This window comes from Streptococcus azizii (assembly GCF_001984715.1).
Taxonomy (GTDB): domain Bacteria; phylum Bacillota; class Bacilli; order Lactobacillales; family Streptococcaceae; genus Streptococcus; species Streptococcus azizii.
The window spans coordinates 40,152-63,422 of record NZ_MSPR01000014.1 but is presented as its reverse complement, the minus strand read 5'-3'; the positions used below and the strand labels follow the sequence as shown (position 1 = coordinate 63,422).

At 41.4% G+C, this 23,271-nt stretch carries 19 protein-coding genes; all 19 read left to right on the top strand.

Translation table 11 applies throughout. The features are described 5' to 3' along the window. Nucleotides 1-599 precede the first annotated feature (599 nt). The 19 genes from BVE84_RS07590 (at nt 600) to BVE84_RS07505 (ending at nt 22,770) form a co-directional block, all read left to right on the top strand. Nucleotides 600-2,093 carry an MBOAT family O-acyltransferase gene (locus BVE84_RS07590; protein ID WP_076996453.1) on the top strand — a complete coding sequence of 498 codons (1,494 nt, stop codon included), beginning with the start codon at nt 600-602 and terminating at the stop codon, nt 2,091-2,093. Nucleotides 2,094-2,110: 17 nt separating this feature from the next. Further along, the gene (locus tag BVE84_RS07585; protein WP_076996452.1) at nt 2,111-3,508 is read left to right on the top strand and encodes an alginate O-acetyltransferase AlgX-related protein; all 1,398 of its coding nucleotides are present in this window, start codon (nt 2,111-2,113) and stop codon (nt 3,506-3,508) included. 797 nt (nt 3,509-4,305) lie between these two features. Then, on the top strand, nt 4,306-5,760 hold the full coding sequence (gene cpsA, locus BVE84_RS07580; RefSeq protein WP_076996451.1) for an LCP family glycopolymer transferase CpsA: 1,455 nt from the start codon (nt 4,306-4,308) through the stop codon (nt 5,758-5,760). A gap of 231 nt (nt 5,761-5,991) precedes the next feature. After that, the gene (locus tag BVE84_RS07575; protein WP_076996450.1) at nt 5,992-7,794 is read left to right on the top strand and encodes a polysaccharide biosynthesis protein; all 1,803 of its coding nucleotides are present in this window, start codon (nt 5,992-5,994) and stop codon (nt 7,792-7,794) included. Between the two features lie 2 nt (nt 7,795-7,796). Further along, nucleotides 7,797-8,486, top strand: coding sequence for a sugar transferase (locus BVE84_RS07570; RefSeq protein WP_076996449.1), 690 nt, complete (start codon nt 7,797-7,799; stop codon nt 8,484-8,486). Between the two features lie 5 nt (nt 8,487-8,491). Then, complete coding sequence (locus BVE84_RS07565; RefSeq protein ID WP_135017480.1) at nt 8,492-9,715, top strand: DegT/DnrJ/EryC1/StrS family aminotransferase; 1,224 nt, start codon at nt 8,492-8,494, stop codon at nt 9,713-9,715. A gap of 8 nt (nt 9,716-9,723) precedes the next feature. Continuing rightward, nucleotides 9,724-10,560: a glycosyltransferase gene (locus tag BVE84_RS07560; protein ID WP_076996462.1), complete on the top strand. Its 837-nt coding sequence runs from the start codon at nt 9,724-9,726 to the stop codon at nt 10,558-10,560. Between the two features lie 86 nt (nt 10,561-10,646). Next, complete coding sequence (locus tag BVE84_RS07555) at nt 10,647-11,102, top strand: acyltransferase (protein ID WP_228062217.1); 456 nt, start codon at nt 10,647-10,649, stop codon at nt 11,100-11,102. Next, nucleotides 11,093-12,046 carry a glycosyltransferase gene (locus tag BVE84_RS07550; RefSeq protein WP_076996446.1) on the top strand — a complete coding sequence of 318 codons (954 nt, stop codon included), beginning with the start codon at nt 11,093-11,095 and terminating at the stop codon, nt 12,044-12,046. The genes BVE84_RS07555 and BVE84_RS07550 overlap by 10 nt, the downstream gene beginning before the upstream one ends. Continuing rightward, nucleotides 12,047-13,015: a glycosyltransferase family 2 protein gene (locus BVE84_RS07545; RefSeq protein WP_076996445.1), complete on the top strand. Its 969-nt coding sequence runs from the start codon at nt 12,047-12,049 to the stop codon at nt 13,013-13,015. A gap of 1 nt (nt 13,016) precedes the next feature. Beyond that, entirely contained in the window at nt 13,017-14,159 is a 1,143-nt protein-coding gene (locus BVE84_RS07540) for an O-antigen ligase family protein (RefSeq protein WP_076996444.1), read from the top strand. A 710-nt stretch (nt 14,160-14,869) separates the two neighbouring features. Beyond that, nucleotides 14,870-15,781, top strand: a complete 912-nt coding sequence (locus tag BVE84_RS07535) for a glycosyltransferase family 52 (protein WP_076996443.1) — start codon at nt 14,870-14,872, stop codon at nt 15,779-15,781. Beyond that, complete coding sequence (locus BVE84_RS07530) at nt 15,771-17,159, top strand: oligosaccharide flippase family protein (protein WP_244157399.1); 1,389 nt, start codon at nt 15,771-15,773, stop codon at nt 17,157-17,159. Before BVE84_RS07535 ends, BVE84_RS07530 begins: the two co-directional genes overlap by 11 nt. Nucleotides 17,160-17,228: 69 nt before the next feature. Then, on the top strand, nt 17,229-17,414 hold the full coding sequence (locus BVE84_RS10755; protein ID WP_077022227.1) for a hypothetical protein: 186 nt from the start codon (nt 17,229-17,231) through the stop codon (nt 17,412-17,414). Between the two features lie 31 nt (nt 17,415-17,445). Next, nucleotides 17,446-18,462, top strand: a complete 1,017-nt coding sequence (neuB, locus tag BVE84_RS07525; protein ID WP_076996441.1) for an N-acetylneuraminate synthase — start codon at nt 17,446-17,448, stop codon at nt 18,460-18,462. 486 nt (nt 18,463-18,948) lie between these two features. Next, nucleotides 18,949-20,082: a UDP-N-acetylglucosamine 2-epimerase gene (gene neuC / locus BVE84_RS07520; RefSeq protein WP_076996440.1), complete on the top strand. Its 1,134-nt coding sequence runs from the start codon at nt 18,949-18,951 to the stop codon at nt 20,080-20,082. Nucleotides 20,083-20,092: 10 nt separating this feature from the next. After that, nucleotides 20,093-20,722 (top strand): NeuD/PglB/VioB family sugar acetyltransferase, encoded by a 630-nt coding sequence (locus BVE84_RS07515; RefSeq protein ID WP_076996461.1) that lies wholly within the window; start codon nt 20,093-20,095, stop codon nt 20,720-20,722. An 11-nt stretch (nt 20,723-20,733) separates the two neighbouring features. Continuing rightward, nucleotides 20,734-21,972 carry a cytidylyltransferase domain-containing protein gene (locus BVE84_RS07510; RefSeq protein ID WP_076996439.1) on the top strand — a complete coding sequence of 413 codons (1,239 nt, stop codon included), beginning with the start codon at nt 20,734-20,736 and terminating at the stop codon, nt 21,970-21,972. A 330-nt stretch (nt 21,973-22,302) separates the two neighbouring features. Further along, nucleotides 22,303-22,770 (top strand): 8-oxo-dGTP diphosphatase, encoded by a 468-nt coding sequence (locus BVE84_RS07505; protein WP_076996438.1) that lies wholly within the window; start codon nt 22,303-22,305, stop codon nt 22,768-22,770. Nucleotides 22,771-23,271 lie beyond the last annotated feature (501 nt).

Below are 23,271 nucleotides of genomic sequence, written 5' to 3'. Positions count from 1 at the left end.
AGGGAGGGCGCCGTTTCTCGTTTTTTAGAGACTTGACATCTCATTTTGGAACTGGTATAATAAATTGGGTACATTTTATAGTCTTTAGTTTGCTTTTAGTACTTGCTCCACTAGTCTGGGAGAGTGAAACAGTTCGGTGAACTGTTTCAGCCTGAGCCTAGAAATCCGAGAGCGAAGTAGGCAAGGTTGAAAATGAAACGAGGTAACTCGTGTCAATAGCTGCAGGTTGCTTCAACAGTCTAATGACTGTTGAAGGTTGGAAATCATACTGACGATAGTCAGTAACAATCGTAGAGTACGGCAAAGCGAGTTCCAATCATCTGGGAGAGTGAAACAGTTCGGTGAACTGTTTCAGCCTGAGCCTAGAAATTTGAGAGCGAAGTGGGCAAGGTTGGAAATAGGGAAACGGAGTTTCTAACGACCACTTTTTTAATGAAAGGTGGTAGGCTGAAAACCTCCACTGGAGCTTTTCACTCGTCGAAGTAAGAAAAGAGACGCAGCTGTTTCAGATTTAGTCAATTACAGCTGTGGCTACCTTTAGGTATAAACTAAACGACTATAACAGTGCCATCAATCCTATATCTTATAGAGGCTTATATATGCTGTTTACAACACAGGTATTTTTATTCGTTTTTTTCCCTTTTTCTATTTTGGGATATAGCATTATCAAGGGGGTCTGCTCTATTGATGGTTTGCGCTTCCTCTTCAAAAAACTATCTCTTGATAAGTTGTTTCTGATAGGGTGTAGTGTCGTTTTTTACATGTGGTCTTCATTTGATAATGTATTTCGCTTACTCTTTTATATAGTTGTCGTATACGTCATCGGTTTATGGATTGCCACTGTCAGGGGAAAAGGGCTTTATCTAAATCTGTATCAGTCGCCTACTCTTCAAAAGAGGGTCTATCTGAGTCTCTTTCCATTAGGGATTGGGATTCTACTGGTGACCTTTCCTTTGATTTATTTCAATTACTCTAATTTTTTAATCCAGTGTTGGAATAGCTTGTTTGGGGAACAGCTCCCTTCAAAGTCTTTGTTGGCTCCCCTTGGAATATCCTTTATTACCTTTTCGAGCATTTCCTATTTGACAGATATTTACCGAGGGCAGGCAACGGCTGGCAGTTTTTTCGATTGCCTTCTATACCTTACCTTTTTCCCGAAAGTGATTTCAGGGCCGATTGTGTTATGGAGAGATTTTCAGGGCCAGATTGGACAGAGCCGTTTCTCCTTGACACGAATGACAGAAGGGGTAAACCGCATCATGATTGGGTTTGCCAAAAAAGTGATATTGGCGGATACCTTTGGGGCTTGTCTGGCTCAAATTTCCATTCAGTCCATGGATCAGCTAACAGCATTTGGAACCCTGATTCTCTACATGTTGCAAATCTATTATGATTTTGCAGGGTATTCTGACATTGCCATTGGTCTTGCCAAGCTCTTTGGCTTTGAGTTTAAAGAGAACTTCAATTTCCCCTATCGTTCCGTATCCATTTCTGAATTTTGGAGACGTTGGCATATCTCATTGGGAACGTGGTTTAAGGAGTACATCTACATTTCATTGGGGGGAAGTCGTAAAGGACAGCAAAAAACACTCCGTAATCTAGCCATTGTTTTTGCTGTGACAGGCCTTTGGCATGGCGCAGGCTGGAATTACATTTTGTGGGGTGGTATCCATGCCTTCTTTGTCGTCGTGGAGCGCCTTGTTCACCATCATAAATACTATCAAAACATACCAGTTGCTCTCAAATACATGGCAACGATGGGAATCATTCTCTTTTCCTGGCAATTATTCCGATTTCAACATCTTGCAGATGTTGGAACGGTCGTAGGTGCGATACTTGGAAAGGGAACGGGTCAGCCGATATTTTATACCTGGCAATATTACTACGATGCCAAGATGTTGTTCCTTGCTACTGTAGGGATAATAGGGGCTACTCTATTGGGGTCTCAGAAAGTGAAAAGCTGGTATGGCAATGTCAGTTCGACAGCTGTCGGTTATTTCCTTCAAGAGGTCATCTTGCTAGCTATCTTTATTGTGGCGATTTTATTCATGGTAAATTCTACCTATAGTCCCTTTATCTATTTCCAATATTAAAAGAAGTGGAGATATTGATGAAAAAAATAAAACTGTTGACAATCACTCTATTTGCCTTGATTGTCCTTATCCCTGTTCTCAACTTTCGCTTTGCACCCCACATCTCCTCTGAGATTGATAACCGCATGTTGGCAGAAAATCCATTTTCAACAGATAGCGAAGGGGATCTGACGGAGGCTCTTGAAACCTATGTGAATGACCGCATTGGTTTTCGAGATGAGATGATCTTGGGTTACACGGTCTTGAATGATCGCCTATTTGGCAAAATGGTCCATCCAAGCTATCAGTATGGAAAAGATGGATATGTTTTTGGAGCAGGGCTTACGACGCCTGCCTATCAATATTTTGACTATCACGAGCAGTTTGCAGACATGGTTCAAGCTATCCAAGAATATTGCAAGGCTAGAAATATTCCCTTTTTGTTCGTCTTGAATCCAGCAAAGCCAGCAGTGCTATCAGAATATACTCCTGCCGGCTTTGACTACAATCGCGACTGGGTAGATGACTTTCTTGCGGCTCTTGATAAGCGAAACGTTCGCTATGTAGATAATACGATTACCCTCAAAGAAGAAAGCCAGAGAGGGACGGCTGTCTTTAATCAAAAATATGATGCCAATCATTGGAACGATCTAGGGGCCTTTTATGGAACGAATGCCATTTTATCGAAAGTAAAAGAGGACTTTCCCGCTGTTCAGGTCAATCACTTGGACGATGCTGAGGTATCCAGTCAACTAGAAGTCTCCCTACCTGTTTCCCAATTCCCTATTCATGAATCTGTTCCACTTATCCAGGTTCCGGAAGACGGTATAGTGACCACTAAGACAGAGGTGTTCGCAGGGGAGTTGCAATTCGATCCGAATTATCAAGCGTTTGCCTACTATCAAAATGTATCTACACGTGGCAAGGAACTTCCGCGAGTCTTGATGTTTCAAGGAAGTTATATGAATGGAAGAGGCTATAAATATCTGATGAATGCCTTTGAAGACTATATTGCTGTCCATGATTATCAAAATATTTTACACTTCCCATACTACTACAATATCTTTAAGCCAGATATGGTTATTTTTGAAGTGGCAGAATATACTTTTTCAAATACCTACTTCGATTATGAGAAGATGAGGCAGTTGAAGATGAATCCTGCACTTTCGTCCATTCCTTATACCGATACCTCTACGACCAAGCAGGCCTTGCCCGCTAATGCTCTAACGATTGAGAAAGGAAAGGCTCTGGCTACGATTAGCTGGCAGACAGACGCTAGCTATCAATACGTCTGGTTACGATTAGATGGGGAAGTGTATGATATGGAGCAAACCGATGGAGGCTACACTGTAGCACTTTCTGCTGAAGCGGTCTCAGACCATCCGAAAATAGAACTTGTCTCTCAGGAGGGGCAATCAATCGTCTGGTATCAATAGAGTTTATACTCCATAAAAATCAACAGTAAACTAAGATACAAAGGGCGTGTAAAAAGCGAATGAAAATTAGGAAACATGACGAAGAAGTGTAACTTCTAGGAGTGTTTGTCCCAAAGGGATTCTCATCTGTAATTGGCTAAAGCCAAAACATCTGCCTATCTATTTTCCGAGGTTTTAGGCTGAACTCAATTACATTAAGATGTGAGGACGTTAAAAGGTCTAAGTGAAAATAGGAATTCTGACGCAGAGTCCAGAGACTCTAGGAGGAATTGTCTTTTTCACACAGACCTTAGTCTGAACTCAATTCCACAAGATACAAAGGGCGTGTAAAAAGCGACTAGAAATTAGGAAACATGACGAGCGAAAAGCTCCAGTGGAGGTTTTCTGCATATTTCCTAGCTTTCCTGCTTCTTGGCTCAAACTTCTATGGTCACTTTCGTGTTTCTAGGTGACCAGTTGAAACAGTTCCCCGAACTGCTTCAATCTCATCTGTAATCAGCTAAAGCTGAAACAGCTGCCTATCTTTTTTCCGAGGTTTTAGGCTGAACTCAATTCCACAAGATACAAAACCCATAAAAAGCTCCAGTGGAGGTTTTCAGTCTATTTTTTAAAGGTAGTTGAGAGCTTACCAAGGCGAGTTGACGAAGTATCCTTTTGATTTTTAAAGAGTATTAAGAGCCAGAGGGGTAACTGAGGCGGTTAATAATAGTAAAACACAATAGAATATGGTAAAATAGTAGTTCAGGGAAAAGTCCCCGTCTAGCCTATCATCCAATCAACATAGCTGGAGGTTAAAAATGGAACAGCGTTCGAGAAGGACAACAAAATATGAAAAACAGCACGGTGGGAAACTTACGGTGGCCAATCGTGTACTTGCTCTTATCTTTACAGTGATGGCAGCACTTATTTTATTTGCAATTTATCGCTACCATCTGCTTGCCTTTCGTAATCTAAATATAGTAGTGACGGCAGTTTTAGGGCTTGTCGTATTGTTATTTGGTAGTTTAGCGCTTAAAAAGAAGGCTCCCCGTATCACCTTGCTATCTTTGCTGATGCTGATTCTAGTGAGTGGGGCAACCTTATTTGCTATTCGAGAAGTCACGAGCTTTTCTGATAAACTCAATTCGACGGCCAACTATTCAGAATATGAAATGAGCGTCATCGTATTAGCAGATAGCGATATTACAGATATTAGTCAGGTAACAAATGTCCTAGCGCCAACTGGCACAGACGCTGAAAATATTACCAAATTGACGGAGAGCCTCCAAAAGGAGAAGCAAGTATCGCTGACAGTGGATACCGCTCCAACCTACTTATCAGCCTACCAATCCTTGATGAATAAAGAAGCAAAGGCGATTATTTTAAACAGTGTTTTTGAAGATATTATCGCAGATTACGATGCGTCAAAAATCAGAAAACTCTATACCTTTAAGATTAGTAAAAAGGTTGAAACTGTCCAGGGGACTGAGATTAGTGGCGATGCTTTCAACATCTATGTCAGTGGTATCGATACCTATGGACCGATTTCTTCCGTTTCGCGTTCAGATGTCAATATTATTATGACTGTAAACCTCAAGACTAAAAAGGTCTTGTTGACGACTACTCCGCGGGATGCTTATGTTCCGATTGCAGGCGGTGGGAATAACCAGAACGACAAGCTCACCCATGCAGGAATTTATGGTGTTGAAGCCTCTATTCAAACGCTTGAAAATCTTTATGATATTAAGACCAATTACTACGTCCGTTTGAATTTTACCTCTTTCTTAAAACTCATTGATGTTGTGGGAGGAGTAGAGGTTACAAATGACCAAGAATTTACAGGTTATGATGGCACCTTCTTCCCAGTAGGAGAAGTACACCTTACTTCCAGTCAAGCCTTGGAATTTGTACGTGAACGGTACTCTTTACAGGGCGGTGATAATGACCGGGGTAAAAATCAAGAAAAGGTGATTGCAGGCCTGATTAAGAAATTAAGTTCACCTGCGGTTTTGAAAAATTACAATGAGATTCTAAATGGGATTCAAGATTCTGTTCAAACCAATATGAATCTTGAAACGATGATAACCTTAATCAACGGTCAATTAGAGTCTGGCGGAACCTATAGTGTCACTTCACAAGCCCTGACTGGGACAGGTGTGATGGGGCTACCGTCTTATGCGATGCCTGATGCGACCTTATATATGATGGAAGTAAACCAAGAAAGTTTGGCTGCGACAAAAGCAGCGATTCAAGATGTGATGGCTGGTAAGTAAGAAGTCAGACGAATCCGCCACTGGGGAAATGAGTCGTTTTATGAGATAGTAGGGCTACTTTGTCCAACCTGTTCGTTTGTCAGGAAAGTTGAAGGAAGTAGCCCGAACCATAAAAAGAGAAGTGGTGGGGTTTGAATGTCATTCATCAAGCAAGTAGCAGGAGACTTGTTCAGAAGCAAGGGCGTAGAACTGCAGAAAGGAACCTCAAATAGTAAGAGGGAGGACTAGGAATTGACACGTGGTCAGAAACGTTTTATTTTAATCGTGGTAGACGCTTTGATTATCTATACGAGTGGTTTTATCACTCAATTTTTCTTGGATAATTACATCGATCTATCCTTGCAACGAATGTTGGTCTTTTTGACTGCGATTTGGTTGGTCTATCTAATATGTGGTTATGCGACCCATGTCTACTCCATCTTAAATCGTTTTACGGATTACATCGCACTTTGGCAAATGGCAAAAAATCTCTTGTTGAGCTATGCTATTTCAGTAATCGTTATCTTCAGTCAGAAAATTGTCTTTAGTTATCGTTTTATTTTACTGAGCTATATTTTCTCTCTGTTACTGATTGGGGCATCGCGCTTGATTTGGCGGATGACCTATGAATTTAAGGATGGTGGTTTGCTGGGGCGCAAGTCCGCTAAGGCTAAGCGAACGCTGGTGGTGGGAGCCGGTCAAGGTGCAGATTTGTTTTTGAAAACGGCCAATCGTTCCTTTAAAGATATTGATGTTATCGGAATTGTAGATAAAGATTCAGCCAAGTGGCAAACCTTACTGCATGGTGTCCGAGTGCTAGGGCCGGAGGAGAAGATTCCAGAGATTGTCAAAAATTATGAAATTGAACAAATCGTCATTGCGATCCCTTCTTTAAATTCGGAGGAATACGCCCGAGTCTACGACATCTGTAAGAAAACAAAGGCGAAGATGTATTCGATTCCAAGGCAAGAAGATATTCTCTCTGGTCAGGTGAGCGTCAGCAAATTACGGGAAATTGATATTGTGGACCTGCTAGGTCGTCAAGAAGTTGAACTAGATCAATCGAGTCTTTACTCGAACATTCAAGGAAAGACGATTCTGGTAACGGGGGCAGGAGGCTCCATTGGGTCGGAACTCTGTCGCCAGCTGGTTCGTTTCTCGCCTGCTAGAATGTTGCTCTTAGGACATGGAGAAAATTCGATTTATTTGATTCATAAAGAGCTGTCGATGAGCTACCGCAATAATATTGAAATTATTCCAATTATCGCAGACATTCAAGATAGGGAACGGATCTTCCAAATCATGGCGCAATACCATCCGGATAGGGTCTACCATGCCGCTGCCCATAAGCATGTTCCCTTGATGGAATACAATCCAACAGAAGCAGTTAAAAATAATATTTATGGGACTAAAAATGTGGCAGAGGCTGCCAAAGAATATGGGGTGGAGAAATTTGTCATGATTTCGACAGACAAGGCTGTGAATCCGCCCAATATCATGGGGGCCACTAAGCGGGTGGCAGAAATGATTGTCACCAGTCTCAACGAACCCGGAAAGACCCGCTTTGCGGCTGTTCGATTTGGCAATGTTCTAGGGAGTCGTGGTAGTGTGGTTCCCCTGTTTAAGGAGCAGATAGCCAAGGGCGGTCCAGTGACCGTGACCGACTTCCGTATGACCCGCTTTTTTATGACCATTCCAGAAGCTAGTCGCCTGGTCATTCAGGCAGGAGCCTTGATGAATGGTGGAGAAATTTTCATTTTGGACATGGGGGAGCCTGTTAAGATTCTTGACTTGGCGAAAAAGATTATCTCCCTCAGTGGGTATTCAGAAGAAGAAATCGGGATTGTTGAAAGTGGTATTCGACCAGGAGAAAAGTTATATGAGGAACTGCTGGCAACGAGAGAACGGACCACAGACCAGATATACGATAAGATCTTTGTAGGACGTGTTACCTACAAACAACGAGAAGAGATTGAAGAATTTATTAGCACCTTGTTAGATGATGATTCTGAGACTCTAAAAAATAGATTGCTAGAGTTTGCCAAGCAGGAGTAAGGATGGACAATCAAATGTTTATGAATACTGGGGATAAGGATGTACTGGCTCCTTATCAAAGGATTCTTGCCAGTAAAAAAGGTGATTTGCTGTGCAAATCTATCTTTGATAGGGTGATGGCAGTTCTGTTGCTTTTTCTCTTGTCACCGATAATAGTATTTTTTGCCCTTTGGATAAAATTGGATAGTCCAGGACCTGTTTTCTATCGTCAAGAACGGATTACCCAATACGGAAGAACATTTAACATTTATAAGTTTCGGACAATGGTGGCGGATGCGGATAAAAAAGGGAGTTTAGTGACGGTTGGGAACGATTGTCGTATCACGCGAGTCGGTCGTTTGATCCGGAAGTATCGTATCGATGAAATTCCGCAGTTATGTAATGTGTTGGCAGGAGACATGAGCTTTGTTGGAGTGAGACCTGAAGTGAAAAAGTATACAGACTGTTATACGGATGAGATGAAGGCCACCCTGCTCCTACCAGCAGGTATTACCTCACCGGCTAGCATCGCCTATAAAGATGAAGACAGGCTGATGGAAACCTATATGAGTCTTGGGATGACTGCTGATGAGGCCTATGTCAAGAAGGTATTGCCCGATAAGATGGTCTATAATCTAGACTATATCCGCACCTTTTCCTTTTGGAATGACCTTAGGATTATGTGTCAGACCGTCATTAAAGTAGTGAAGTGAGAGAAATGATGAAAAAGAAAATGATTCCCTTTTCCCCTCCAGATATTAGTGAGGAAGAAATTGCAGAGGTTGCAGACAGTCTTCGTTCAGGGTGGATTACGACAGGTCCCAAAACCAAACAATTTGAACAAGAATTGTCAAGGTATACTGAAACGAATAAGACAGTCTGCCTCAATTCAGCGACAGCGGCCTTGGAACTGGTCCTACGTGTACTGGAAGTTGGTCCTGGAGATGAGGTTATCGTTCCAGCCATGACCTATACTGCCTCATGTAGTGTAATCGAACATGTCGGTGCAAAGCCTGTCATTGTAGACATTCAAGCAGATCATTTTGAAATGGATTATGATGCGGTGGAAAAAGCAATCACAAGCCACACCAAGGTCATCATTCCTGTTGAATTGGCAGGGATTCCCTGTGACCATGACAGGCTGTACGAGATAGTAGAGAGGAATCGTTCAACATTTGTCGCCTCTTCCCCCCTTCAAGAAGTTTTTGGTAGAATTGTCGTATTATCAGACAGCGCCCATGCTTTTGGAGCTTCATACAAGGGGAGAAAAATTGGAACGATTGCAGACTTTACAGCCTTTTCTTTCCATGCTGTGAAAAATTTGACGACAGCAGAAGGTGGGGCAGTGACCTGGAAAGTTCATCCAAACTTAGATGATGAGGAATTGTATCGTCAATTTCAAATCTTATCACTTCATGGTCAAACCAAGGATGCTTTGGCAAAGACCAAGTTGGGAGCTTGGGAGTATGATATTGTCGTTCCAGGTTTTAAATGCAATATGACGGACATCATGGCATCCATTGGTCTCGTTCAACTGAGACGCTACCCAGACTTATTGGAGCGACGGGCAGCAATCGTAGCAGCCTATAATCAGGCCTTTGAAGGGACAAGGATTCAGCCTCTTCAGCATTTTCATACAGATTATGTATCGTCTATGCACTTGTATATTACTCATATCAAAGAGGCTACCCTAGAGGAACGGAACCAGATCATTGAGAAGATGGCAGAAGCTGGGATTGCTTGTAATGTTCACTATAAGCCCTTGCCACTGTTGACAGCCTATGCCAATATGGGATTTGATATTCAAGAGTATCCAAATGCCTACCACTATTTTGAACAGACGCTGACCTTACCGCTGCATACACAGCTCAGTGATGAAGATGTGGACTATATCACCGATCATCTAAGAAGGATTGTAGCCAGTGTGAAAGAAAGGGTATGATAGGGGAAATGGATAAACGATTTAGTGTCTTGTTATCTTTATATATCAAAGAAAATCCTCGCTATCTACAGGAGTGTTTCGATAGTTTGCTGCATCAAACACAGCCTGCTACGGAATGGGTTATTGTAGAAGATGGTCCCCTTTCGCAGGAACTGTATCAAGTATTGGATTCCTATCAAGAACGATTTCCCGGCCTTATCAAGCGGGTACCTCTAGAGAAAAATGTAGGTCTCGGTCTCGCCCTACGTGAAGGAATGCTCCATTGTAGCCATGAATTGGTGGCACGTATGGATACTGATGATATAGCACGTAAGGAACGATTTGAAAAGCAACTAGCTTGCTTTGAAAAGGATGGGGAATTAGATATTTGTGGTAGCCATATCCTCGAGTTTACGACAGATCCTCAGCACCCCAATGCGGTCCGCAAGGTTCCGCTCGAACACGAGGAGATTGTGCGCTATCAGAAAAGGCGGAGTGCCTTTAATCATGTAACCGTAATGTTTAAAAAAAGCAGTGTCTTGAGGGCAGGAAATTATGAAGATGCTCCCTTGATGGAAGATGATATGCTCTGGGTCAGAATGTTGCTGGCAGGGGCCAAAGGGACGAACCTAGATGACTACCTAGTGGATGTCCGAACAGGTGCTGGCATGATTGAAAGACGCGGCGGTTTTTCCTACCTGAAAAAATACTGTGAGGGTCGTAGAAAAATTTTGGAAACGGGATTTATTAGCCATTTCGACTACTATCAAACGGTTCTTATCCAGGCGATAGTAGCCTTGCTTCCCCATCGGTTACGGACCCTTATTTTTGAAAACTTACTTCGAAGCAAGGCAGTAGAACGATGAATATAAACTATTTATTAACGAAAATAAAATATGTACTTTTAGGAAGAGATACAGAGATATTAAATGACTATTTCAGGAGAAAGGGAATGCTTATTGGTGTCAATAGTAAGATTTACTCTGATATTACGACTCCTGAGAGCTATCTGATTGAAATAGGCGATTATGTTACCATTTCGACGGAAGTACAGTTTATTACCCATGATAATAGTATTTGCAAGCTAGATGCCAATTATACAGATACCTTTGGTAGAATCAAGATAGGGTCCCATACATTTATAGGTGCTAGAGCCATCCTTCTACCCGGAGTTAGCGTTGGCACCAATGTCATCATTGGTGCAGGCAGTGTTGTGACAAAGAGCATTCCCGACAACGTGATTGTAGCAGGAAATCCAGCTAGAATCATCAAAAAGCTCCCAACTTCCTCAGATTATGTAAAAAAGTATGGCTTTAATGTGGATACATTGACAGCAAATGAGAAACAGCAGTTGCTATTAGCTAGCGAGGAACGGATGGTTAGGAAGAAGGAGATGGAATGGAATTAAGCATCATTATCCCCATTTACAATGTAGAGGCCTACCTCTCCCAGTGCCTGGATAGCGTGTATCAACTGGATCGTCAGATTCAATATGAGGTGATTCTTGTCGATGATGGTTCAACCGATTCGAGCAGTAGGATTCTAGAGACCTATTCGACCCGTTATGCTGAAAGAACCACAGTGATTCACCAGCAGAATCAAGGCTTGTCAGCTGCTAGAAATAGTGGCATGAGAGTGGCCAAGGGAGATTACCTGCTCTTTGTAGATAGCGATGATGTGATAGAAGCTGATAAGGTTGAGTTATTATTACGCGGAGCTCAGAAAGATGGGGTGGAGATTGCCTTGGGGGAATATTATTACCTGATTGAAGGAGAGACTTCGACAAGTAAGAGTATTCAAAGGCGTCTAGCCCATCCAAGATTACAAGAGAAGATGTCAGGGCTGGAAATGGCAGACCATCTTCTAGAGCCTATCACCAATAATGTCAGGGTCGAAGCCTGGGCAAATCTATATCAGCACTCTTTCTTAAAAGAGCATCAACTCTATTTTTTAGACGGTTTGCTACATGAAGATGTCCTCTTTACCTTCACTGCATTGATGAAAGCGACCTTGGTTAAGTATTATCCGTTGATATTTTATCTTTACCGTAGTCGTGCCAATTCTATCATGGCTACTAGTCTCGATAGGATCAATGGGTTGAATAAACTATATATTATCGAGACTCTACTAGACTATGCAGAAAGACATCACATCCAAAGCAGAAGTCTAGAGAGCTGTCTTTCGACCCAGTATTTTGGATTGGTAAGACACTATAAATTGAGCAACGAAAAGATAGAGCAACGGTTAGCAAACTGTCGTAAATGGTCACTTAGTGCCAGACTACGGTATTGCTTCATCAGCTATTTTAAGCGTAACGCTATTGAAGTGGTCGGAAAGGTGGGGAGAAGGTAGATGGTAAAGTTTTCAGTTATTATACCAACCTATAATAGTGAGCATACAGTGATCAGGTGTTTAAAGTCCGTGCTTGAGCAGACCCATGCCTTTCATGAAATCGTGATGGTGGATGATGCTTCTTCAGATGGCACGGTCAAGGTGGCTTCAGAATATCTAAGCAAGCAGTCGATTCCCTATCGCATTGTTGAAAAAGAGGTGAATTCTGGTCCAGGAGACTCACGGAATAGGGGGCTTTCTTTCGTAACGGGAGATTATGTCACCTTTTTAGATTCCGATGACTGGTATGCACTTGATTTTTTAGAACATATTGTGGCCATACTGAATGAAAATGATAGCGACATTGTGCTGAGTGAGCATTATAAATTTTACAATGACAAGCGTGTAATAAGGGTCGCTCTCCCTGCGGGGTTAAGGGATTCGTCCAGCCAAAGAGAGATAGTCGCTCTTGCTTCACAAGCACTTTGGTCAATGGTTGTTCGGACCGAGCTTTTACAGAGATTCACCCTGCCTCACTTGTATAATTGTGAAGATGCAGCCCTGGTGCCGGTTATTTTGCTTCAGGCGCAGAACATTGCGCTACTAAGAAAGCCAACCTATTATTATTACCAAAGACAAGATTCGCTCTCAAATGCTGTTTCGAGTCGTACAGTATACGACATGCTAGCTGCCTTTGCTTTTATAGAGGAACATGGTGATAGCGCATTTCAAGAAGAAATGGAACATCTAGGAATAAAAATTGTTCTATACGGGGCTGTTTTAAATGCGATCAAATCACACGAAAGTCGTTCCGCTATTTTTCAGTTTGTAGACCGCTTTGTTACGAAATACCCTAAGTGGTATCATAATAAGTACAATAGCTCCTTGGGGCTTAGTAAGAGACTATTTTTAAGAGCAGTACATGATAGGAATTATGGACTATTAAGGTGTCTGACATACGGTCATTCGTTGTTAACAAGGGGGAATTAGAATGAAATTTGGGATGAATACATCACGATACCTTTCATGGATAGTGACGCTTGCCCTATCGCTCAATATGGTTGGTTTGATCCTTGCTAGGACGAAATTTTTCTTCCTAGGGACCTATTATATCTGTCTCGTTATAGCAGTAGCTGCAATAGGAGCCTACCTCTTGGTCAATCGGTTGAAGGTAGAGGTGAAAGTCAGGGACTTGGTCATTCATGGTCTCCCGATACTCGTGGTTCTACTATCGAGTCTAGTCCGCCCCTACGATCCCGATGCCTTAAAGGCCTATGGATTAATTTTAGTGACCCTCTTCTTGGTATCTGTAATGCCCTTTTCCAAGGAGCAAGTAGAGTGCTTAACAAGAGCCTACCTACTGTCTGCCCTTATTTTTTCCATTGTCATGGTGGTCCAGCGTAAGTTGCCCTATGAAGAATACAATCTTTTGAGATATGGCATCTTTTTTGATAAAGAGCAATTTTATGACATCAATTTCACAGCAGCCTATCTAATGATTCCGAATCTTATCGCCCTCTATCGTTTTTTAGGGGGACAGAAACTTTATTTACCGATTTGGCTAGTGATTAGTGTTCCGATTGTCATGACCGGTTCTCGTGGAGCGGTTGTCCCCATCGTCTTGGTGCTACTGTATAAATTGGTGACCAAGAAGGGGATTACTCTGAAGCAGCTCTTGCTGTTTGTCGGTATTCTCGGTCTCTTTGCCCTCTTTATTCCTAATGAATTACTCGAGAGGTTCTTTGCAAAATCGTATGTGAAGGACGGCAGTAATATCAAGCGTTTTAGTGAATGGGGATACGGCTTTCAAATATTCTTAGAAAACCCCATTCTCGGTCAAGGAATGGTCGCACCGATTCGCTTGCTGAGCAAGTTTGGGACTGGTATAACAGCCCATAATTCTTTCTTAGTGTATCTGATTCATTTTGGTATTTTAGGTACCATTGCATTTATGGGACAGCTACTCCATATCTTTATTCGCTTGTGGAAGGTGTCTAAGGATTATATCGGCCTTATCTTTGCCTTTGTCTTTGCAATGTCGCTGATTGAGGCAACAACCTCCTTAATTTTTGTCATCCCTTTACTCTATTTTGTGATCATTGGAAAAACAAATACAAACTTAGCTAAGATGTGAGGACGTTAAGAAAATGTCAAGAAAAATAGGGAATTGGGGCAGATGACTCAGGTCATCAATCCGATTCATCTTTTTTCTCACATTTTTAGTCCGAACTCAGTTGACTAAGATACAAAGGGCGTGAAAAAAGCGACTGAAAATTAGGAAACATGACGAGTGAAAAGCTCCAGTGGAGCTTTTCAGCCTGTTTCTTTAAAATAAGATGGAAATAGTTACCAACTATTTCAACTACATTCGCCTTCGATTATAAGGAAATTAGCGGTGCTAATCTCCTATCCAACCTTTCACAATTCTCAAGTGTGAAAGCTAGTCTACTTTTGATTTTTATTGAGTATTAGGCTCGAACTTCTGTGGTCACTTTCGTATTTTTAGGTGACCAGTTGAAACAGTTCACCGAACTGTTTCAATCTCATCTGTAATCAGCTAAAGCTGAAACAGCTGCCTATCTTTTTTCCGAGGTTTTAGGCTGAACTCAATTACAAGATACAAAGGGCGTGAAAAAAGCGACTGAAAATTAGGAAACATGACGAGTGAAAAGTTCCAGTGGAGCTTTTCAGCCTGTTTCTTTAAAATAAGATGGAACTATTGAGAAAAGCGGTGACTTTTCTTAGTTCACCTACCTTCGGCTAACCTTCTAGTTTGCCTTTTGATTTTTATTGAGTATACAATAAGTCCAAGAATATCTAGTATTTTTCAATGAATGGGGAAGAATGAAGAAAATATACATTTGTCACACCGTCTACCATCTGCTCATTACGATGTGCCACGTAGACTGGTGTGAAGAGAGTCAGCTTTTATTATTTGATAGCATTCGTGATAGAGAACTCTTAGTTGAGAGGTTGAGAAGCCTCAATTATACAGGAACGATCTTCCTTGAGGATGAAACGTGTACGAACTATGAGCAGTATGATTTAAAAGCGGATAGTGATATTTACTTGTTTAATGATTGGACACATATCGGTCAATATTTGAGAAGGCACAAAATCCCTCATTATCTGCTGGAAGATGGCTACAATTATTATGCCTATCACTCTTATCCAGACGAATTTTCTCGTCTGCGGCAGATTTACTATTTTATTTTTAGGAATTATTTACCTTTTGGTTATAGCAAGCATGCCAAACAGATTGAGTTAAATAGCATAGATGTACTGAAAGAAACAGATAAGCGAAGGAAAAAGTGTAAAGAAGTACCGAGAGTCGAATTATTTTCCAACTTGTCAGACCCTCAAAAAGAACGTTTGCTTGCCTTGTTTGCAGTAGAACCGATTGAGGTTGGCCCCCAAGATAGCCTGTTGGTACTGACGCAGCCTCTGTATCAAGATGGCTTGCCTGGATTTGAAACTGCTGAGCAGCAGCTAGCCTTTTACCAGGAAATCGTTGACTCCTATAAGGATAATAGGACAATCTATTTTAAGGTTCATCCTAGAGATCAGGTGGACTATTCAGCGATTAAAGGTGTTATTTTTTTGAAACAGAATGTCCCTATGGAACTCTATGAATTTGTCGGCAAGTATTACTTTGATACGGGAATTACTCACTCGTCTACGGCGCTTGAGTATCTAAGTTGTGTCGGTGAAAAAATAGTGTTATGGGATATGAGAGGAAAGATGTGTGAGAAGTAAATTATTTAAATCGGGTATGATCTTTACAGTTGGAAATTTACTGATTCAAGGCTTGGCTTTTATTACTCTGCCTATCTATACCCGCATTATTTCTCCAGAAGTCTATGGACAGTTTAATCTATACATGGCTTGGATAAGTTTGTTTTCCCTTTTTATCGGCTTACAAACGGCGGGGTCTCTGAGTTCAGCGAGGGTTAAGTATCCAGAAGCAGAGTATCAGCGGTATGCAGTGAGTGCCTTCACCCTTTCCAATATCTTCTTTGTGACTGTACTTTTGGTGACTATTCTAATCCAAGATAAACTCTCTATGCTACTAGACTTAACCCCGCCCTTGACACTTGCTTTAGTTGTTCAAAGCTACTGTCAATATGTGGTTAATTTTTGGGGACAGTATTTTATCCAACATCAGAAGGCTACCGTCACCCTATATTTTTCTGCCATCAGTGCTATTTTAAATACGATTCTTTCCATCCTACTAATCTACTGGATGGAGGATGATTTCCTCGCTCGGGTCATTGGCAATTTTGTTCCCAGCTTATTGGTTGCTCTTGTAGCCATCTATTTCTTATATAGCCGACGAGAACCATTGCTAGACCGCAAATATATCCAGTTTATCTTAGCTGTCTCGTTGCCGCTCATTTTTCATAATGTGGGACATCAGTTACTGAATCAGTTGGATCGTATCATGTTGGGGAAGATGATGACAACGAAGGAAGTGGCTCTTTATAGCTTTGGATATAATGTCGGCTTGGTCATTCAGATTGTGTTAGGAAGTGTCAATACTGCCTGGGTTCCCTGGTTCTTTGATGCTCGAAAGAAAAAACTGGCACACTTGCAACAGGTGATTACGCAGTACCTCTCAATCGGTCTCTTTTTAACCCTTGGGTATTTGACGATTTTTCCAGAGCTTTCTTTACTTCTAGGTGGCACAGCCTATCAGTATGGGAATAACTTCATCGCCTTGATAGTTGTCAGCTATTTCTTTGTGTTTCTCTACACCTTTCCAGTGAATATCCAGTTTTATTATGCAGATACTCGGATGATTCCTTTGGGAACCTTACTAGCAGCGGGTCTTAATTTTGTTTTGAATCTGGTTCTGATTCCCAATTTTGGAATCAATGGAGCTGCTTATGCGACCCTCATATCCTATTTTTTCCTATTGTTACTACATCATTTGGTTTCTAAGAAAAAATATGGCTATCAGGATGTCAGTGAAAAGACCTACGTGGTCTTAGTTACCGTCAGTTTCCTTTACGCTATTATGATGACTGCCTTTAGCCAATGGCTGTGGCTCCGTTGGTCAATCGGTCTCGTCATCCTATTCGCCTATGCTTATTATTATCGAAGCTACATCATAACGTTCGTCCGTAAACGATAAACGACAACAATAAGGTGTTCTTGTTGTAGGCATCAAATAGTTGGAATCAGACGATGCTAGGTATACTTTTTGAAAATCAACATGATACTCGGTCAACTGTTTACTCACCGAGACAAGTTGACCAAGCCCTTTAATCTTGATGGAGTGTCAAAACCAAAGCCGTGGATGATTCTCTGCAATCATGAAGCGGTTGAGGGAAAGAAATGGGCTATTGAACCTCATCCGAGTGTCTCTTGGCCTTTTGCAGTAGCCTAACTGCATTGAATACAATAGAGGAGAAAAATTAGTGGTTTATCTTATCGCAGAAATTGGTTGTAATCATAATGGAGATTTTCAACTAGCTAAAAAAATGGTGGACGTTGCAGTTGAATGTGGCGTCGATGCAGTGAAATTTCAAACATTTAAAGCAGATTTACTGATTTCTAAGTTTGCTCCCAAAGCAGACTACCAAAAAAAGACAACGGGAGAAGCAGATAGTCAGTTAGAGATGACCAAGAAGTTAGAGCTTAGTTTTGACGAATATCTGGAGTTGAGAGATTACTGTAATGAAAAAGGGGTTGACGTTTTTTCTACCCCCTTTGATGATGTGTCATTAGATTTCTTGATTGGTACAGGAATGTCTGTTTATAAAATTCCATCAGGAGAGATTACCAACCTTCCCTATTTGGAGAAAATCGGCAGACAAGGTAAGAAGGTCATTCTCTCAACAGGGATGGCTACCATGGCAGAGATTCACCAAGCAGTAGCTATTTTAGAGAAGAATGGAACAAGTGATATTACTATCCTCCATTGTACGACAGAGTATCCGACCAATTATTCAGATCTAAACCTACGAGTTCTTCCTACCCTACAGGCAGAATTTAAGGGGCATAAGATTGGTTTTTCGGATCACAGTATTGGCTACGAGGCGGCGATTGCAGCAACAGCTCTGGGGGCTGAAGTCATTGAAAAACACTTTACTTTGGATCAGAATATGCCTGGACCAGACCATAAAGCCAGCGCAACTCCAGATATTTTAGCAAAATTAGTATCAGGAGTACGTGTGACTGAACAATCGTTAGGACGGAATATCAAAGAACCTGTAGCAGCAGAAATCAAGAACAAGATTGTGGCTCGCAAATCCATTATTGCTAAGAGGGCAATCCAAAAAGGTGAACGCTTTACAGAAGAAAATATTACAGTAAAACGCCCAGGAAATGGTATTTCTCCCATGGATTGGTACCAGGTGCTAGGGCAAACGAGTGAACATGATTTTATAGAGGACGAGCTGATTAGACATTCAGATTTTGATTGGCAGGGATAAGCTGACAAACGATGGGACTTGCATTTCCTGATTGCTAGTAGATACTTGATGAAAATGATAGTGCTTTTGTTTTATACTCACTTAGTTTACCTTTTATTACTTCGACGAGTGAAAAGCTCCAGTGGAGGTTTTCAGCCTACCACCTTTCATCAAAAAAGTGGTGGTTTGAAACTCCGTTTCCCTATTTCCAACCTTGCCCACTTCGCTCTCAAATTTCTAGGCTCAGGCTGAAACAGTTCACCGAACGGTTTCAATCCCATTTTTGCTTTGCTCGCTTCAACAGTCATTAGACTGTTGAAGGATCCTCTCGCTATTGACACGAGTGGAGCAAGCACTAAAAGTAAACGAAAAGACTATAGACTGGGATGTCCCACTCACTCAGTGGCCTACCTTGGGTGTGGCAGGTGGGATGGAGGGACCCAAAACAATATGGGGTTACTGGTAGCTTACTTCATAAAAACAGAATAAAAGGAACGGATGATACAAATGAAAAAGATTTGCGTAGTGACAGGCTCACGAGCAGAATACGGCATCATGAGAACGTTGCTGAAAAAACTAAGAGCCCAAGAAGGGATTCAGCTGGAAGTAATTGTAACAGCCATGCATTTAGAGGAGAAGTATGGTTATACTTATAAAATAATTGAAGCGGATGGTTTTGAAGTCATAAAAGTTCCCTTACATCTGGAAGACACTTCTAAAGAGACGATTGTGACCTCAATGGCTCTTTTAACCCAGCAGTTGGGACATATTTTTTCACAGAACCAGTATGATTTGATCATCATTTTAGGAGATAGATATGAAATGTTGCCGGTAGCCAATGTTGCCTTGATCTATACGATTCCTATTTGTCATATTCACGGTGGCGAAAAAACCCTTGGGAACTTTGATGAATCGATTCGACATGCGATTACAAAAATGTCCCATCTTCACCTTGTAGCAAGTGATGAATTTCACAAACGCGTCTTACAATTAGGAGAACAGGAGAAAAACGTTCATACCATAGGTGCGCTAGGAGTCGAGAATGTCTTGTCTCAAACCTTCTTAACGAAAGCAGAGTTAGAGGAGCAGTTGCAGATAGGCTTGGAAGAAGATTACTATGTTGTTCTATTTCATCCAGTAACCTTAGAGGATGGTCGGGTAGAAGAACAGGTGCAGCAACTATTGGCAGCCTTGGATAAAGCAGCTCAACAGTGCATCTTTATCGGTTCTAATTCCGATACAGACTCGGATATGATACGGACGTTAATCAACGACTACATTGACCAACACTCAAATTGCCACCAGTTTACATCTCTAACGACCCAGGCCTACCATTCTCTAATCAAGCATTCCAATGGTCTTATCGGCAATTCCTCTTCTGGCTTGATTGAGGTTCCCTCCTTACAGGTAGCCACCCTAAATATTGGAAACCGTCAATTAGGACGTCTAAGAGGGAAAAGTGTCATAGATGTTCGGGCAAATACGGGGGAAATCCTGTTAGGCTTAGAAAAGTTGAAGGCTGTAGAGGACTACAGTAATCCTTATGAGCAAGCACATTCTTCAGATAGGGCGGTGGCCATCATTGTAGACTATCTGGAAGAAAATGGCGATAAGGTGGTTAAAGAATTTTCAGATATGTAGAGGACAGATGATGAAAAAAAAATTAGCCTTTATTGGAGCAGGCAGTTTTTCAGATGGGGTACTACCTTGGATTGATCAAGAAGAGTATGAGTTTGTAGGGTACTTTGATGATAAGGATATTACGGAATATAGGGGCTACCCTGTCTTTAGTGATACTTCCAATATCATTACTTTTTTAAGGGATAAGATAGTAGACTGTGTATTTATCACGATTGGTGATAATATTAAGAGAAAAGAAATTTTTGAGCAAATTGCAGAGCAGTATTATGACTGCTTGATCAATATTATCAGCCGGCAGGCAAATATTTTTTCACAAGATAGTATCAAAGGTCGAGGGATTTTTGTCGGTTTTAGCAGTTTCATAGGGATGGACTCTGAGATTTATGACAACTGTATCATCAATACAGGAGCCATTGTTGAGCATCATTCACTGGTTCACCCACATTGCAATATTACACCTGGCACCACAATCAATGGTCTTTGTACCATTGGTGAGGGTTGCTATATTGGTAGCGGTAGCATCATCATTCAGAACCTAAGGATTGCTCCTTACACAGTATTAGGTGCTGGGACAGTTGTTGTTCAGCCGATTTTGGAGTCGGGAACCTATGTCGGTGTTCCTGCTAAGAAGATAAAATAAGGGAGAAGAAAATGAAACCAGTTTGTATCATTCCAGCGCGGGCGGGCTCTAAAGGATTGCCGAATAAAAATATGTTATTTTTAGATGGAAAACCGATGATTTTCCATACGATTGATGCGGCTATTGAGTCGGGGTGCTTTGCCAAGGAAGATATTTATGTCAGTACTGATTCTCCCCTTTACAAGGAAATTTGTGAGAGCAAGGGAATTCGGGTCTTATTAAGACCCAAGGAGTTAGCCTTGGATACAACGACATCTTACGAAGTGAATGAAGAGTTTTTGAAAGACTTTGATGACGACCAAGTGTTTGTCCTTCTCCAAGTCACTTCTCCCTTACGGACAGGCGCTCATATCAGAGAGGCTTTGCAACTGTATGAGAGCGAAGATGTAGAGAATGTGGTTAGTTTCGTAAAAGTAGATAAATCTCCTATTTTATTTACAGAGCTAGATGACAATGATTATGCAAAGGATATTGTTGGCGTAGGAGGCAATTATCGGCGACAAAACGATCCGAAAAAATTATACATGCCAAATGGAGCTATTTACATTTCTTCTAAAGCAGTTTATCTAAAATATAAGACCTATTTTTCACCAAAAACAAAGGCTTATTTGATGGATAAAGCGTCGTCAGTAGATGTAGATGATAGAGAGGACTTTCTCAAAATTATCGGAAGTATCTACTTTGATTATCCTAAACGGGAGAAGAGGAGTAAACACCACTATCGGACCCTCTACCAGCAGTTCCTAGAGTCCGATTGGGAACAGAATATCATTCTAGGAGATAGTCGTCTTTGTTCGGTTGCTATTCCGACCTATACTAATTTGAGTTTAGGAGGAGTGACCCTAGCTACGGTAGTAGAAAATAGTGATAGTATCCTACAAAAACCGCTTTCTTCCGTCCTGATTTCACTTGGAATCAATGATATTATCACAGCCTATGAGCTAGAGGACATCAAGGAAAACTATCGCAATCTGTTTACAAAATGTAGAGAGCGCCATATTTCAATTTTCGTGACGACTGTCGCTTATGCCCTGTTTAGAGATCGGGTGGATAACAGCCGGGTAGAAGAACTCAATAAATGGTTGATGACCTATTGTGCACAGGAGCAGATTGCATTGTTAGATGTGAACCAGACTCTTTCGCAGGATGGACATTTGAAATTTGCCTATACTTCTGATGGACTTCATTTTAATGAAGAGGGAACCCAAGTATTATTGGAGGAACTACTCCATTTTGTCACTCCCTCATAAGGCAGTTCTTATATTCAATAAACATCAAAAGGAGACTAAGATACAAAGCCCGTGAAAAACTCAAAGCGAAAATAGGAAATCTGACGAAGAGTCTAAAGACTCTAGGAAGATTTGTCCCAAAGGGGATTCTCAGCTGTAATTGGCTAAAGCCAAAACAGCTGCCTATCTTTTTTCCGAGCTTTTAGCTCGAGTTCAATTCACCGAGACTCTTGACAACGTATCCTTTTGATTTTTAAAGAGTATAAATGATTACACTAGCAAGCTGCTCCACCTAGATAAGGAGCTAGTAGAAAAGAGAATGATCTATCAACAGAACAGGAGGGAGAACCAATGTCGCGTAAAGAATTCGTCACCCTGACCAATATGTGCCTCATTGAAGATGCTGAAGGACGGGTGGTTGCCCAGCGTAGAGACCCCACATTGTACCGCTGGTCTGGTATTGCTTTTCCAGGAGGGCATATCGAGTCTGGAGAGAATTTTCACGATGCTGTGGTTCGAGAGGTTGAGGAGGAGACGGGCTTGACCATTGAGGCTCCTCACTTAGTTGGTCTCAAGCATTGGCCAGATAGCGAGGGGCATCGCTACATGGTCTTTCTGTATAAAACCACCAGTTTTTCGGGTCAGCTCCGTTCAAGTGCTGAGGGAGAGGTCTTTTGGTTGCCGAAAGCAGATCTAGCTCAGATGGATCTAGCCTACGATCTTCTCGAAGTTCTAACAGTCATGGATGACCCCAACCTATCTGAATTCTTTTATACCCAAAAAGGAGAAGATGGGGAATGGGATAAACATTTTCGCTAGGAGATGGGGAAGGCTTGGCAGCAGTGTCAGGTCTTTTTGGAAGTACGACCGGCATGTCGTACTTCTGAGGTGCAATTTCTCCGCAGGTACCTGCTACCGGTGAGCCCAATAGTGACTCCCAAGCCTGACTATCAAGAGGTAGCGGATTAAAACAGTCTGGGAATAGACTGTTTTAAGTCTGACACAAGAAATGAGGACTGTCAGAGGAAGGGATTGTGAAAATGTGACTCTACGAACAGAAACGCGATATGAAGGTGTACATAGCGGATAATACTCAACAAAAATCAAAAGGATACGTCATCACCTTGTCTCTGTAGTCACAGAGAGTCTATTTATTTATAATAAAATGCATAAAAATACAAAAAAATACTTGACAAGTGAATAAAAATTCTTTAGAATAGAATCATCTTTTGAAAATAGGAGAAAATGAGATGAAAATGATAGCGAAAGTCCGATGATACTTTCTAATCTGGACGGAATGATTAGAAAGATGAACCATGT

What these genes read in the sequence shown, in the direction of transcription:
- BVE84_RS07590 (WP_076996453.1), top strand. Translation starts at nt 600, where the DNA reads ATGCTGTTTACAACACAGGTATTTTTATTCGTTTTTTTCCCTTTTTCT.
- BVE84_RS07585 (WP_076996452.1), top strand. Translation starts at nt 2,111, where the DNA reads ATGAAAAAAATAAAACTGTTGACAATCACTCTATTTGCCTTGATTGTC.
- cpsA (WP_076996451.1), top strand. Translation starts at nt 4,306, where the DNA reads ATGGAACAGCGTTCGAGAAGGACAACAAAATATGAAAAACAGCACGGT.
- BVE84_RS07570 (WP_076996449.1), top strand. Translation starts at nt 7,797, where the DNA reads ATGGACAATCAAATGTTTATGAATACTGGGGATAAGGATGTACTGGCT.
- BVE84_RS07565 (WP_135017480.1), top strand. Translation starts at nt 8,492, where the DNA reads ATGATGAAAAAGAAAATGATTCCCTTTTCCCCTCCAGATATTAGTGAG.
- BVE84_RS07560 (WP_076996462.1), top strand. Translation starts at nt 9,724, where the DNA reads ATGGATAAACGATTTAGTGTCTTGTTATCTTTATATATCAAAGAAAAT.
- BVE84_RS07555 (WP_228062217.1), top strand. Translation starts at nt 10,647, where the DNA reads ATGCTTATTGGTGTCAATAGTAAGATTTACTCTGATATTACGACTCCT.
- BVE84_RS07550 (WP_076996446.1), top strand. Translation starts at nt 11,093, where the DNA reads ATGGAATTAAGCATCATTATCCCCATTTACAATGTAGAGGCCTACCTC.
- BVE84_RS07545 (WP_076996445.1), top strand. Translation starts at nt 12,047, where the DNA reads ATGGTAAAGTTTTCAGTTATTATACCAACCTATAATAGTGAGCATACA.
- BVE84_RS07540 (WP_076996444.1), top strand. Translation starts at nt 13,017, where the DNA reads ATGAAATTTGGGATGAATACATCACGATACCTTTCATGGATAGTGACG.
- BVE84_RS07535 (WP_076996443.1), top strand. Translation starts at nt 14,870, where the DNA reads ATGAAGAAAATATACATTTGTCACACCGTCTACCATCTGCTCATTACG.
- neuC (WP_076996440.1), top strand. Translation starts at nt 18,949, where the DNA reads ATGAAAAAGATTTGCGTAGTGACAGGCTCACGAGCAGAATACGGCATC.
- BVE84_RS07515 (WP_076996461.1), top strand. Translation starts at nt 20,093, where the DNA reads ATGAAAAAAAAATTAGCCTTTATTGGAGCAGGCAGTTTTTCAGATGGG.
- BVE84_RS07510 (WP_076996439.1), top strand. Translation starts at nt 20,734, where the DNA reads ATGAAACCAGTTTGTATCATTCCAGCGCGGGCGGGCTCTAAAGGATTG.
- BVE84_RS07505 (WP_076996438.1), top strand. Translation starts at nt 22,303, where the DNA reads ATGTCGCGTAAAGAATTCGTCACCCTGACCAATATGTGCCTCATTGAA.